This is a genomic window from Armatimonadota bacterium, from assembly GCA_017993055.1.
Taxonomy (GTDB): domain Bacteria; phylum Armatimonadota; class UBA5829; order DTJY01; family DTJY01; genus JAGONM01.
In genome coordinates, this window is sequence record JAGONM010000008.1 from 42,543 (window position 1) to 55,407 (window position 12,865).

The 12,865-nt window shown below is 63.9% G+C and carries 10 protein-coding genes; 1 reads left to right on the forward strand and 9 read right to left on the reverse strand.

The genetic code is table 11. The annotated features are described in order from the left end of the window. Nucleotides 1–5: 5 nt before the first annotated feature. From KBC96_04985 to trmFO, 3 genes are all read right to left on the reverse strand, one after another. Nucleotides 6–1,952, reverse strand: coding sequence for a glycoside hydrolase family 127 protein (locus tag KBC96_04985; GenBank protein ID MBP6963744.1), 1,947 nt, complete (start codon nt 1,950–1,952; stop codon nt 6–8). 73 nt (nt 1,953–2,025) lie between these two features. Next, nucleotides 2,026–3,609, reverse strand: coding sequence for a DUF4038 domain-containing protein (locus tag KBC96_04990; protein MBP6963745.1), 1,584 nt, complete (start codon nt 3,607–3,609; stop codon nt 2,026–2,028). Beyond that, nucleotides 3,606–4,955: a methylenetetrahydrofolate--tRNA-(uracil(54)-C(5))-methyltransferase (FADH(2)-oxidizing) TrmFO gene (gene trmFO, locus KBC96_04995; protein ID MBP6963746.1), complete on the reverse strand. Its 1,350-nt coding sequence runs from the start codon at nt 4,953–4,955 to the stop codon at nt 3,606–3,608. Before trmFO ends, KBC96_04990 begins: the two co-directional genes overlap by 4 nt. 20 nt (nt 4,956–4,975) lie before the next feature. Here trmFO and KBC96_05000 point away from each other — a divergent pair, with 20 nt between their 5' ends. Further along, nucleotides 4,976–5,998 carry a lysophospholipid acyltransferase family protein gene (locus KBC96_05000; protein ID MBP6963747.1) on the forward strand — a complete coding sequence of 341 codons (1,023 nt, stop codon included), beginning with the start codon at nt 4,976–4,978 and terminating at the stop codon, nt 5,996–5,998. Here the strand turns inward: KBC96_05000 and KBC96_05005 are convergent. From KBC96_05005 to KBC96_05030, 6 genes are all read right to left on the reverse strand, one after another. Beyond that, nucleotides 5,956–6,969 (reverse strand): Gfo/Idh/MocA family oxidoreductase, encoded by a 1,014-nt coding sequence (locus KBC96_05005; GenBank protein MBP6963748.1) that lies wholly within the window; start codon nt 6,967–6,969, stop codon nt 5,956–5,958. The genes KBC96_05000 and KBC96_05005 overlap by 43 nt on opposite strands. Nucleotides 6,970–7,082: 113 nt before the next feature. Then, nucleotides 7,083–9,455 carry a type I DNA topoisomerase gene (gene topA, locus KBC96_05010; protein ID MBP6963749.1) on the reverse strand — a complete coding sequence of 791 codons (2,373 nt, stop codon included), beginning with the start codon at nt 9,453–9,455 and terminating at the stop codon, nt 7,083–7,085. A gap of 186 nt (nt 9,456–9,641) precedes the next feature. After that, a complete protein-coding gene (locus tag KBC96_05015) occupies nt 9,642–10,115 on the reverse strand; it encodes a hypothetical protein (GenBank protein ID MBP6963750.1) in 474 nt (157 codons plus the stop codon). Between the two features lie 85 nt (nt 10,116–10,200). Continuing rightward, complete coding sequence (locus tag KBC96_05020) at nt 10,201–10,569, reverse strand: DUF2752 domain-containing protein (protein ID MBP6963751.1); 369 nt, start codon at nt 10,567–10,569, stop codon at nt 10,201–10,203. 30 nt (nt 10,570–10,599) lie between these two features. Beyond that, complete coding sequence (locus KBC96_05025) at nt 10,600–11,658, reverse strand: dihydrodipicolinate synthase family protein (GenBank protein MBP6963752.1); 1,059 nt, start codon at nt 11,656–11,658, stop codon at nt 10,600–10,602. Between the two features lie 35 nt (nt 11,659–11,693). Further along, nucleotides 11,694–12,746 carry an NAD(P)-dependent oxidoreductase gene (locus KBC96_05030; GenBank protein MBP6963753.1) on the reverse strand — a complete coding sequence of 351 codons (1,053 nt, stop codon included), beginning with the start codon at nt 12,744–12,746 and terminating at the stop codon, nt 11,694–11,696. Nucleotides 12,747–12,865 lie beyond the last annotated feature (119 nt).

Consider the following 12,865-nt stretch of genomic DNA (forward strand, 5'->3'; position numbering starts at 1 on the left):
GGAGTCTACTCCCTTATCCACACCGCCATGTCGCCCTTGCCCCGGTTGCACCAGGCATAGTAGGGAATGGCGGTGATCTTGCACTTCTTGGTCTTCGGCTCGGAAGGACGGTATAGCGTTCCGTCCCAGGCCGAACCGTCGGCGTACTCAGCGGCGCCGGTGACGACGGTCACACCGCCGAGCAGGTTCTTGCGGAATGCTGCCTTGAATTCGGACCCCTTCGGCAGAATGAGCCCGTCAATCGGAACGCCAACGTTGTCGATACCCTCGACGCAGTAGACGATCGGCCCGCGCTGAAGGGCGACCCGGCCGACGTCCGCCTGCACCTTCGGATGGCCGTGTACGCGCTCGACCGGCATCGCAAGGTCAAGCTCGACGGTGTCGCCGCCGCTCCACCTGCGCTCGATCCTGACGTAGCCGAGATCGGGCTCGGACGCAACCGGCTTGCCGTTCACCTTCAGTTTCCACGACGGGCACCAACCCGGTACCCTGAACCTCAAGCCGAATGTTGCAGGTCTGGCCATATCGAGAGTGATCGCCACCTTGCCGTCCCACGGGTACTCGGTCTTCTGGTGAAGCGTCACATTTCGGCCACCGATCTCGAGCTTCGCCGAGCCCTGGACGTAGAGGTGAACTGCGATTTCGTTATCGCTCTGTGTGTAGATGTACTCCCCGACCGACGAGATCAGGCGCGCTATGTTCGGCGGACAGCACGCGCAGCCGAACCAGCCCTGGCGCTCATGCTGTCCGTGGCTCGCGAGCGGATTCGTGTAGAAGAACTTCGTGCCGTCGAGCGAGATGCCGCTCAGGGCGCCGTTGTAGAGTGCGCGCTCCATCGCGTCGGCGTACCTGCCGTCGGAATCGAGACCGAGCATGCGATGCGCCCAGAAGACAAGGCCGATTGCGGCGCATGTTTCGGCGTAGGCGGACTCATTCGGCAGATCGTAGGGCGTAGTGAACCCCTCGTTGCTGGCGGAGGGACCGAGGCCGCCGGTGACATACATCCGCTGGAGTGTCACGCTGTCCCAGATGCTGTTGAGCGCAGGCATGAGCGTCTCGTCGCCGTATTCGCCCGCAAGGTCGGCCATCGCGGTGTAGATGTACATCGCGCGGACGGCGTGCCCGGTGACCTCGCGCTGGTCGCGGAGAGGCTTGTCGGCCTGGCAGTAGTCGTAGGATCTACCGTGGAACTGCGCGGGGTCTTCTCCCCGCGCGACGGCCTCGGCATCGTAGTAGTAGGGCTTCCGGCCGCGCTCGTCAACGAAGTACTTGCTCAGCTCTAGATACCGCTTCTCGCCGGTAGCGCGGTAGAGTTTGACCAGTGCCAGTTCGATCTCCTCGTGGCCGCAGTAGCCCCGCTTCTGCCCATCGCCCGTGCCGAAAACGCTGGCGATGTAGTCGGCGTAGCGGCACATGATGTCGAGCAGGCTGCGCTTGCCGGTCGCCTGATAGTGCGCGACAGCGGCCTCCATCATGTGGCCCGCGCAGTAGAGTTCGTGGCAGTCGCGCAGATTGGTCCAGCGCTTGGAGGGCTCGACGTTAACGTAGTACGAGTTCATATACCCGTCGGGCTGCTGGCAGCTCGCGATGTTTGCGATGAGCTCGTCGAGCTGCCCTTCGAGCTTCGGGTCGGGATGAGTCGCCAGCGAGTAGCTCGCGGCCTCGATCCACTTGGCGACATCCGAGTCGTAGAAGATATGGCGCGTCTGGCCCTCACCGGGTGTCCAGTCGGGCCTGAAGCCGTCTATCCGGCCGGTATCCTTGCATTGCTTGTACTCGTACGGGATCGTGGCCTCGCGGTTGGTCTTCAATCGCGGCGCCCAGAACACATCATCTACCGTCACGCTGGTAAACGGAACTGTAACGAACTCTCTGTTCACGGTATCCGCCACCTCCGGATTCGCCTGCGCGACTCCGCTAAGGAGTATCAGGGACAGAGCCGCCGCTGTCATCTTGCACATGGCCGATAACCTCTCAGGGTGGTATTCGACGGAGAGGGCATGTTCGCCTTCCAACAGACGGGCGCTATGTGCCGTCAAGCACCAGTACCCAGTCGTCCATCGTAGGTTTTCGGGGAACGGGCCACGTGCCGTCGGCATCGGGCTCGACCGGTCCTACTGCGACATCAGCGCCCGTGCGCGGGTCGAAGAAGTACGCGCGGTATTGGATGTCGGGCTCGATCTCGATGCGCTTGTCGCGGACCCCGGCGAACTTGGGATCTACCCATTGGCCGGCGAGATAGAAGATTTTCAGCTTGCCGGGAATGCCGATCGCCAGCTGATCCGGCCGCGGCTCGAAGAGCCACCAGGGATACCGTTCGAGGAAGCGTCGGCCCAATCCTACCTGCGCCGAGCCGGGATAGTGCATTACGTCCTGCCAGAAGCCCTCGCCCCAGTTCATCGTCGAGCCGACGAACGGCTCGTCGCGCGAACTCATCGCCCAGATGCCCTGCGCGCCGTAGGTGTGGCCCGCCGAGCCGGACATCACGCTCGTCCAGAAGACGAACCGCTGCATCTCCTGCCACGCGGTGCCCATGATGCCCTCGTAGCACGGCTCGCCGTTCACCACCGGCATGCGCGGCGTCCTGGCATTCGATGCGTTCACCCTGTCCATAGTCCGACCGAGGATTGCATGGCCCCCGTGGCTCGTCTGAAGGAGGTCGAGATCGATCAACGACTCGTCCGCAATCGCGTCGCGCCCGCTTTGGGCCCACGCGGGATGGACGGTGAGGATGCGGCGGTAGGGATCGAGCGCTCTGACATAACGCGCGACTTCCGTCCAGCCGGCGATCTGTGCGGCTTTCTCGGCCTCGAGCGCATCGGTGTTTGCGAGGTGACTGTAGGTCGGCAGCTCGATCTCGCCGCAAAGACACCAGACGACGGGATACGCGCCGTACCGAGCGACGAGATTCCGCCAGTGCTGCTTGACCCTCTCGATGCCCATGAACGGCAGGTAGAAGCCCCACATGGCGACGATGCACGGGACCAGGCCGTGGTCTACCAGGTACTGGATGCGCCGATCGGCGAGGTCGTAGAACTCGGGGTTGATGCGCGCCCAGCCCTGCTCCCAGGGCCAGCCGCCCTCGTTCGCCTGCTGTGGATGCCATGTGGCGTCCTCGGCATCGAAGTCGGGGAGCGGACCGGCGACGATCTGGATCAGGTTGAACCCCTTCGCGACCCGGTCGGCGGCGAGGGATGCGAAACCGTGCGGCCAGTCGAGGCGTTTCGTGAGGCCCATCCACCAGGTGTCGCCGAGCCAGAAGAAGGGAGTACCGTCGGAGTGCTCGAGGGTGCGGCGGTTCGCGGCGACCCGGAGCGGCCCGTGCCGGTAGAGATCGTTCTCGCCGTCGTAGGGCTCGATCTCAAGCTCGCCGGCGAGGCCGTCAAGGCCGACGTCACTCGAGCAAATCGTTCGGTAAGTGTACCGGCCGGGATTCGGGGACGAGAACCGCACGCGGAATGCGTTTCCTCCCGCCCGGAACGCGGGGACCGGGAACTCCCCGGAAGGCCCGACGAATATGACGTCCATCTCGACGTCGGCGGAGTCTTCACGGATGGTCCCCGCAAAGCTGATCTCGACAGGGTTATTGGTGTATCCTCGCATCTTCATGCCTGCACCTCACTCATCGTCCGCCGGATCGCGCCCAGGGCGTACTCGACCTGGACGGCCTGGCGGTCGCGCTTGTTCCGGATGCGCTGCTCGGGCTTCGGAAGGATGCCGAAGTTGGCGTTCATCGGCTGGAAGTCGGTGGTCTGCGGAGACGAGATGTAGTCGGCGAGCGCGCCGATCATCGTCTCGCGCGGGAAGACGATCGGCTCCTGGCCCTTGATCAGGCGGGCGGCGTTGATACCGGCGACGATGCCCATCGCGGCGGACTCTACATATCCCTCGACGCCGGTGATCTGGCCGGCGAAGAAGATCGACCCCTCCCCCAACCCCTCTCCGCTCGCGGGGAGGGGAGTTCTCATTCGCATCGTGGGCAGCAGAAGTTGCGGGGACTCGATGTAGGTGTTTCGGTGCATCACCCCGTACCGCGCGAACTCGGCGTTGCGGAGGCCGGGAATCATGCGGAAGACGCGCTCCTGCTCGGGCCACTTGAGCCGCGTTTGGAACCCGACGAGTCCCCAGAGCGTTCCCTCCCGGTTCTCCTGCCTGAGCTGCGCGACTGCGTACGGGTACTTGCCGGTGCGCGGATCGTCGAGGCCGACCGGTTTGAGCGGGCCAAACGCGAGAGTCTGACGCCCCCGCGATGCGATCTCCTCGACAGGCATGCATCCCTCGAAGAGCTTCATCGGCTCGACGGCGCTGGTGGGCACGCGCGCAGCAGAGACAAGGGCATCGTAGAAGGCGTTGTACTCGTCCTCGGTCAGCGGGCAGTTGAGGTAGTCGGCGTCGCCCTTGCCGTACCGGGAAGCCCGGTAGACGATATCGTAGTCAATCGAATCGGCGGTGATCGTCGGGGCGACGGCATCGTAGAAGTAGAGGCAGTCGCGGCCGGTGAGCAGGGAGATCTCCTCGGCAAGCGCCTCGGAGGTCAGCGGACCTGATGCGATGATGACGATACCGTCCGGCGGCAGTTTCGTCACCTCTTGATGAAAGAGAGTGATTTCTGGTAGTGTAGAGAGGCGCTCTGTCACGCATTCGGCGTAGCGGTCGCGGTCAACGGCTAGCGCCTGCCCCGCCGGAAGCCGGTTAGCATCCGCGCACTCGACCACGAGCGATCCGAGGATGCGCATCTCCTCTTTGAGCAGACCCGACGCGCTGGTGAGGAGGTCGGACTTGAGCGAGTTGCTGCAGACCAGTTCGGCGAGGAGGCCGGTGCCATGGACGGGGGTCTGCTTCACCGGGCGCATCTCGTAGAGGCGCACGCGGACGCCTGCGCCAGCGGCCTGCCAGGCGGCTTCCGCCCCGGCGAGTCCGCCGCCTATCACGACGAGTTCACGTTCAGCGTTCATACTTCCCATAGAGGAGACCCATGGCAGTTCCGCAGCCGGATACGCGCGATTCCGGTTCGAATCCTCCCGGCGGGCTTCATCAAGCGTTCAAGCGTGCGAAAAGGGCCGTCGTCAATGCCTTCGTGAGGCGCGCTCTCCGGTGGCTGACCGGCAAGGTGCGCCGGATGTCTCCGGACGAGGGTTACCGCCTGGCGGACCGCTTGGCACGCATAGTATACCGCATATACCCCACACCGCGCAGGACGTCGGTGCGCCAACTGCGACGCGCGTTCGGCGACCGCTACTCCGCGCGTGAGCGCGAGGAGATTGCGTGGAAATCCTTCCGAAACCTCTTCCGCACGGTGATAGAGTTCCTGCGGCTCCCCGTGATGACCAGGGAGGAGATCCTGGACCTTGCGAGTGAGTCCGGCGCGGAGTACCTGAAGCAGGCGATGTCGCTGGGCCGCGGCGTCATCGTCATGTCCGCCCACTACGACAACTGGGAACTCACTGCGGCAAGGATGGCCGCGGACGGATACAAGGTCAACGCGATAATCCGCGAGGCAAACGATGCCCAGGTAAACGCCTTCGTGAACGAAGCCCGCGAACGCTTCGGGATGCACTCGATCGGACGCGACGACCTCCGGGCGGCTATCCAGTGTCTCCGCCGAAACGAGGGGCTGGCCATTCTCGCCGACCAGAATATCCAGAAAGGCGGCGTCTGGGTCGAGTTCTTCGGGCACCCCGCGACCGCCGCTCCCGGACCTGCGGTACTCGCGCTGAGAACGGGCGCGCCGATCGTGCCGGTTTTTATCATGCGCGACGAGCAGAACCATCATCACATCAGGTTCTTCCCACCGCTGGAGTTGGTGCGCACCGACGACACGGAACGCGACATACAGGAGAACACCGCGCTGATCACTCGGACCATCGAAGAGCAGGTCGCCCTGCATCCCGAGCAATGGATGTGGAGCCATCCTCGCTGGAGGCGAGCCGAGCAACTCGGGCTCACGCCCAGGGATCACAAGGCTACAGGGAAGCGGCCTGAGTTGCCGGCGGACTGAACAGTCAGCGCGACCTCGGCCGCACGGAGCGCGTCGGCCGTCGAGACGCCCTCGGTCCGACCCGCAGTTACCTCTTCGCCGAACGACCGCAGGTACCCGCCGGGATCGCCTTCGGCGGGCGGAACCATCTCCGGCTCGCATGCCCCGTTCTTCGCAAGCATGATCGCTTCGGAGTTGATGGTCGTCTCCAGAATGCCCTCCGTGCCGAACAGCGTGATCCGCCAGTAGAGATCGAGCGTGTAGCCCATCGAGTCCGGCATGAAGTACGAGACCTCGCCCATCACCCCGCAGCCGTTGTCCATCCGCAGCATGAACTGCCCCGCATCGTGGAAGTGCGGCAAGTCCTTCGGTACGGCGTTCCAACTCCTGGCGGCCACGACCTCCGCGAACCGCCTGCCGGTAAGCCAGGGAACGAGGTCGAAGGCGTGGATGCCGATGTCGTTGATGGTGCCGCCGTGCTTCCCCGGCTCGAAGTACCATCCGGGCCGCGTGCCGAGGAGCAGAGGGTGCTGGCCGCCGATGACGATCCCGTTGACCTCGCCGATCGCTCCATCGCGGACGAGTTCCCTCATGCGGATCATGAGCCCTTTGTCACGCATGTCGAGCATGCACCCGACGCTGAGCTTCTTCCGCGCGGAGACCGAGGCGATGCGGTGAAGCTCGGACAGACTCGTGCAGATCGGCTTGTCGGCGATGACGTGCCTGCCCCGCCTCAACACCTCCAGCATGATGCTTCCCCGCTTGCCGTAGTAGTCGCCGACCGCGACCGCGTCGCAGGCGACGTCGTCGAGCATCCGGCGGTAGTCGTCGTGCGTGATCTCAGCCTTCCCGTTCTCAGCCAGCGCCTTACGGGTCTCGGAGTCCTCCTCGCAGGCGGAGACGATCTCGAAGTCGGGCGACTCATTCGCGCGGCTGTAAAGGTCGAAGATGTGGGCGTGGCGAAATCCGACGAATGCGAGCTTGATGGACATGGCGTCTCCTTATCTCTGGGGCGCGGGAGTACTGGAGTGATGGAGTCCTGGGGTCCAATGCTCCGAGGCCTGTCGTTGTCTGAGAGCATTGTACCGCAGAGAGTAAGGACTTGTCATTCGGCCTGCGGGGCCGCTTCCTTGTAGTCGCAGCCCTCGGCAATGCACTTCACTCCCTGGGGTTTGCCGCGAAACTCCTTCTCGACGAGCATCCCGCCGCATGTCGGGCACTTGCGGTCGACAGGCTTCCCCGGATGGATATACTTGCAGTCGGGATACCTGTCGCAGCCATAGAACGGGCCCCGTTTCGAGAACTTCTGTACGACGCGCCCGGAGCATCCTTCCACCGGACAGGGTATCGCCGGCCCGTCGGGCTCGCCTTCCTTGCGGATGTTGATGATCGTCTTACACTTCGGGTAGGCCGAGCAGCCGAGGAACTCGCCGTACTTGCCCTGGCGCTTCACGAGCGGCTTGCCGCACTTCGGGCACTTCTGGTCGGTGACTTCCGCCGGCTGACCGTTGCCGTTCTCGGCCCTACCACGGGTGGCGAAGGTACACTCGGAGTTGTCGCACGTGTAGTTGGCGCTGCCCGGCGACTCCTCAACCAACACGCCGCCGCACCCGGGGACGGGGCATGGGTCGCCGAGCTTCTTGTTGATGACCGTCTTACACTTCGGGAAGCCGGAGCAGCTCAAGAACTGCCCGTACTTGCCCTCCCGGATCACGACGGGCTTGCCGCAGTTCGGACAGACTTCGTCGGTAGGGACCGGAGCCTTCTTGAGCGATTCCATGTTCGCCTTCGCCTCGATCAGAGCTTGCTCGAACGGGCCGTAGAACTCGCTCATGAGCACAGGCCACCGCAGGTTGCCCTCCTCGATCTCGTCGAGCTTGTCCTCGATGCCGGCAGTGAACGTAACATCCATGATCCCGGGGAAGTGCTTCACCAGGAGGTTGTTCACTGAGCATCCGAGGTCGGTCGGCCGGAACTTACGTTCGGCGAGTATAACGTACTCGCGGTCCTGGATCGTCGAGATGATGCTGGCGTAGGTGCTTGGGCGGCCGATGCCCTTCTCCTCCAGCGCCTTGACCAGAGTGGCCTCAGTGTATCTCGGCGGCGGCTCGGTAAAGTGCTGCTTCGGGATCAGATCGAGCAGGCGGAGCAATTCATCCTTAGCGAGCTTGGGGAGAAGCTGGTTCTCGTCTTCTTCGTCCTTGCCGTTATCCTTGCCCTCGGTATAGAGCACCGTGAAGCCGGGGAACTTGACGGTCGAGCCGGTCGCGCGGAAAGTGTAATCGCCCGCGGATATATCCACGGTGACGACGTTGAGAACCGCCGACTCCATCTGGCAGGCGAGAAACCTCTGCCAGATCAGCTTGTAGAGGCGGAACTGATCCTTGCTCAGAACGCTCTCTAGGTCCTCCGGCCGGCGGGCGACCGATGTGGGACGGATCGCCTCGTGAGCTTCCTGAGCCGACTTTCGCGACCTGTAGGCTCTGGGCGCATCCGGGAGGTATTCCCCGCCGTAGGTCTGGAGGATGTATTCGCGGGCTTCGTGGACCGCTTCCTGCGCGATTCGGGTCGAATCGGTTCGCATGTACGTGATCAGGCCGACGTGCCCCTCCGAGCCCAGTTCGATGCCCTCGTAGAGCATCTGGGCGACGGTCATGGTCTTCTTGTTCGAGAACCCGAGCTTGCGCGACGCCTCCTGCTGCAGGGTGCTGGTGATGAACGGCGGCGCGGGGTTGCGCTTCTGCTCGCGTTCCTTGACGTCGGCAACGACCCAGCTTGCGCCTTCGAGGTCGGCCAGGATGCTCTTCGCCTGCTCCTCGTTCCCGACCTTGATCTTCTGGCCCTTCTCCTCGATCAACTTGGCGTTGAATGGCTTATCTTCTTCCTGCTTGGTAAGCCGGGCGGTGAGCGACCAGTACTCCTCAGGGACGAAGGCCTCGATCTCACGCTCGCGGTCGCAGATCAGGCGAACGGCGACGCTCTGCACTCGCCCGGCGCTGAGCCCCTTCTTGACCTTGCTCCAGAGCAGAGGACTGAGCTTGTAGCCGACCAGTCTGTCGAGGACGCGCCGCGCCTGCTGGGCATCCACAAGATGGGCGTCCAACTCGTGCGGATGGCGAAGAGCCTCTTGGACAGCGGTCCGGGTGATCTCATTGAAGGTGATCCTCCTGGCGCCCTTGAGCCTGAGGGCCTGCTCGAGATGCCAGGCGATCGCCTCTCCCTCGCGATCGGGGTCGGTGGCGAGGTACACGGTGTCGGCCTTCGACGCGGCATCGCCGAGCCGCTTGAGGACGTCCTTCCGTTCGGGGATGGTCGCGTACTTCGGCTCGAACCCGTTGTCCACGTCCACTGCCAGTTCCCGCGCGGGAAGGTCTCGAACGTGACCCATGGACGCCTCGACCTGGAAGTCCTTCCCGAGGAAGCCTTTCAGGGTGCGCGTCTTAGCCGGTGACTCGACTATGATCAGTGACTTGGCCATTCTACGATGATGCCTCGCTCGCCGCGGCAGGAGATACTCGACCTGCGACAAGATTATCGGGAGCGCCGCTCCGCATCTCTAGACTGCGTGGGACGCGGGCTAGTTCCGCTCAAAATGAAGCCTGCCGTCGCAGGTGCACGGCAGGCACGAGTCGCTATTAAAGCACATCCGCGGCAATCGCGCAAGCTATGTATTCTTCCACGGTCCCGGAAACGGCCCTGGGAACGGCCCGGGCCACGGCCCTTTGAAGGGCATGGTGAAGGGCATCCAGATGAGCGGCAGCAGGCCGATGATGAGAGACGCGGCGCCGACTATGATGACCCACATACCCCGGGTGTCGCCCTTGGAATGCGCCATGGCGCCAAGAACTATCGCAGCGATGGAACACAAGGGCGAACAACAGCAACAGCATCCGAAGAACCCCAGGCCGCCCAGCACGAATCCGACTATGACGAGAGTCTCGGTCTCCTTGCGGTCGGCGGGCGGCACGTATGTCGGCGAAGCGGGGACCGGCGGATCGGAAGAGACCGTAACAACGGACTCGGAAGGCTCCTGCTGCTCAACGGAGAGCGGCTCGCCGCACTGCCAGCAGGTCGTGCTCGACGGGAAGTTGGCCGCACCGCACTTCGAGCACTTCGTTCTGTTCGGATTGTCGTTCATGCATCGCCTCCGCGCGAGCCGGCTATACGATCCGCCCGATGCTCCCTCCACTGCTATTCGACCGATCGCCGAGACTGTCCTGCCGTCATCCGAGGACAATCCTCAACACGCCGTACAGGATAGTCAGGCCGATGCACGATAGAACCAGGGTCGGCACGCGCGGCCTGATCCAGTCGAGAAGCCTGGTCCGCCTCCGGGTCAGAATCTCATGGACAGCGGCCGACCAGAGCAGTGCGAAGAAGGCCGCCAGGATGACCGCGATGGGATTGAAGGACAGCGCCCGGCCGAAGTCGAGATGCGCGAGGGCCGCGAGCGAACGCGTCATGCCGCAGGTCGGGCATGGGTAGCCCGTCACGCGGTAGAAGACGCATGTGGACGGCAGACGGTCGAGTGGAACGAACCTCGCCGCCGCGATGAGGAGCGGGAGTGACACTATGATCGTGAATCTGCGCATCACGGGTTGGTCTCAGTACGAACAGGAGTTCTAGCCGAGCCATTCATCGAGATGCTCGGCGACGAAGGCATCGTCGTTGAGACGCGGATAGGCCGAATACACGCGGTCAATCTCCGCCGCCTGGCCGGGACTGAGAGTCTCTCGAGGGTCGAGGCACCAGATGCCCTCCAGGAGACCCTGACGCCGCAGGACCTCGTGCAGGCCGGCGATGCACCCCGCGAACGCGTTCGCCGCGTCGAAGAACGCGGCATTGCAGTCGGTGACCTCGATCGCTCGGCGCATCATCTCCGCGGGCACGTCCCCACCCTTTTCGACCAGCGCGCGGCACTCGTCCAGCAGTTCGACCGCCTTCGCCGTCCAGACCGACCAATGGCCGAGAAGCCCACCGACGATCCGGCGCTCTATCGGCCTGCCGCCTACGATGAACCGGTGCGACGTCAGGAGGTCCATTACGATGTTGTCGTCGTTGCCCGTGTAGATCGAGACTTCGTCACGGCCCGATTCAGCCAGCGCACGGATGACGTCGAGCGTCTGGTAGCGGTTGAACGGCGCGATCTTGACTGCGGCGACGTTCGGGATGTCGAAGAACCGGCGCCAGAACGAGCAGGGAAGCACCCGGCCGCCGACTGCCGGCTGGAGGTAGAACCCCACGACCGGGATGACCTCGGCGACGGCGCGGCAGTGCGATATGAGGCCGTCGGTGTCGGAGTCCTTCATGGCGGCGAGGCTCAGAAGCCCCGCGTGGTATCCGAGGTCGCGGACGAGCGCGGCCTCGGCAACCGCCTGCTCGGTCGCTCCGCAGATGCCGGCAACCCGGACGAGCGGCTCGCAACGGCCCCCGTCCGCGCGTGACATCTCCTCGGCGGCGAGTTCGAGTATCGGCCGAAAGAGCCCGATCCCCGGATCGCGGATGGCAAACTGGGTGGTGTGCACTCCGATCGCCAGGCCGCCCGATCCGGCCGCTATGTAGTAGCGGCAGAGCGCCCGCTGACGGCGCTCGTCGAGCTTTCGCTCGGCCGTGAGCGCGAGCGGACTCGCCGGTATCACGACTCCGCGCCGGAGCGAGTGTCGAACCTGTGTAGGCAGCATGGGCATCCTTTCAAGCGGCCTGAACGAGGAGGCTCCTAGAACTTCCCGTCGCGGCTCTCGAAGTGAGTCGGCTTCCCGAGGCTCTCGCCCCCGCTCATCACCCAGTTCGCGATCCAGTGGATCATCTGCTGAAGGCCGATCTTCGGGTAGCCGAAGAGCCGATGCCCCAGTTGGCCGTCGTTGAGCAGGACTTCCGATGCCTCGGCTCCGGTGATGGTGACGGGCTTCCCCATGATCTCGCCGAACTGTCCTGCGGCCTTGCGGATGCTGACAAGCTCCGGGCCGGCGACATTCAGGATGAACGGCGGGGACGACACCAGATCGAGCGACTGGAGGGTCATGGCGATGGCATCGGCCTGCCAGATCACGTTGGCGTTACCCATCGTCACATCCACGGGCTCTCCCGCCCATACCTGTCGGGCTACATCCACAAGCACACCATAGCGCATTTCGACCGCGTAGTTGAGGCGGATGATGGCCGTCGGGGTGCCGTTCGCGCGGCTGAAGTGCTCGAACATCCGCTCGCGGCCGAGGGCGCTGGTCGCGTAGTCGCCGACCGGATTTGGGGCATCGGCCTCAACCGAGCCGCCGCCGGTAAGCGGCACGAGCCCGTAGATGTTCCCCGTCGAGAAAGCCACGATCCGGCTATCCGCGTACTTCCGAGCTACGAGGCCGGGAAGGAATGCGTTCATCGCCCAGGTGAGGGCCTCCTGGCCGGTAGAGCCGAACTTCATGCCGACCATGAAGATGACGTTCTTCGCGGGCGGGAGGTTGTCGAATTGCTCCTCATCCAAAAGGTTGCACTTCACCGTCTCGACGCCGAAAGACTCGACGCGCGCCTGAACCTCGGGGTTCGGGAAGAGATCCACTCCGATCACCTTTCGCTCGATTCCCGCAGCGTCGGATGCGCGCGCGGCCATGCGGGCGAGCGTCGGGCCGACCTTCCCGCCGACGCCCAGTATCAGTATGTCTCCCTCGATGCGGCGGAGGGTGTCCACCACCCCCTCGGTCGGCGCGCTCAGCATCTCCTCGAGTTGGTCAACGCCGCCGATTGGCTGTCTGTCGTAGATCGTCTTGCCCTCGGGCATGCTCGTGCTCCCCTCGATCAGCAGTGAAAGTATGTGGCCTGATGACGAACCGACGGCCAAGGGTGTCGGCAGTATCCAGGCTTTGCGACAAGTGTAGCAGAAGCCCGACGCACGGTCAA

Coding starts and splice junctions, on each gene's coding strand:
- KBC96_04985 (MBP6963744.1), bottom strand. CDS start 1,952: ATGACAGCGGCGGCTCTGTCCCTGATACTCCTTAGCGGAGTCGCGCAG.
- KBC96_05005 (MBP6963748.1), bottom strand. CDS start 6,969: ATGTCCATCAAGCTCGCATTCGTCGGATTTCGCCACGCCCACATCTTC.
- KBC96_04990 (MBP6963745.1), bottom strand. CDS start 3,609: ATGAAGATGCGAGGATACACCAATAACCCTGTCGAGATCAGCTTTGCG.
- KBC96_05025 (MBP6963752.1), bottom strand. CDS start 11,658: ATGCTGCCTACACAGGTTCGACACTCGCTCCGGCGCGGAGTCGTGATA.
- KBC96_05015 (MBP6963750.1), bottom strand. CDS start 10,115: ATGAACGACAATCCGAACAGAACGAAGTGCTCGAAGTGCGGTGCGGCC.
- KBC96_05030 (MBP6963753.1), bottom strand. CDS start 12,746: ATGCCCGAGGGCAAGACGATCTACGACAGACAGCCAATCGGCGGCGTT.
- trmFO (MBP6963746.1), bottom strand. CDS start 4,955: ATGAACGCTGAACGTGAACTCGTCGTGATAGGCGGCGGACTCGCCGGG.
- KBC96_05020 (MBP6963751.1), bottom strand. CDS start 10,569: ATGCGCAGATTCACGATCATAGTGTCACTCCCGCTCCTCATCGCGGCG.
- KBC96_05000 (MBP6963747.1), top strand. CDS start 4,976: ATGGCAGTTCCGCAGCCGGATACGCGCGATTCCGGTTCGAATCCTCCC.
- topA (MBP6963749.1), bottom strand. CDS start 9,455: ATGGCCAAGTCACTGATCATAGTCGAGTCACCGGCTAAGACGCGCACC.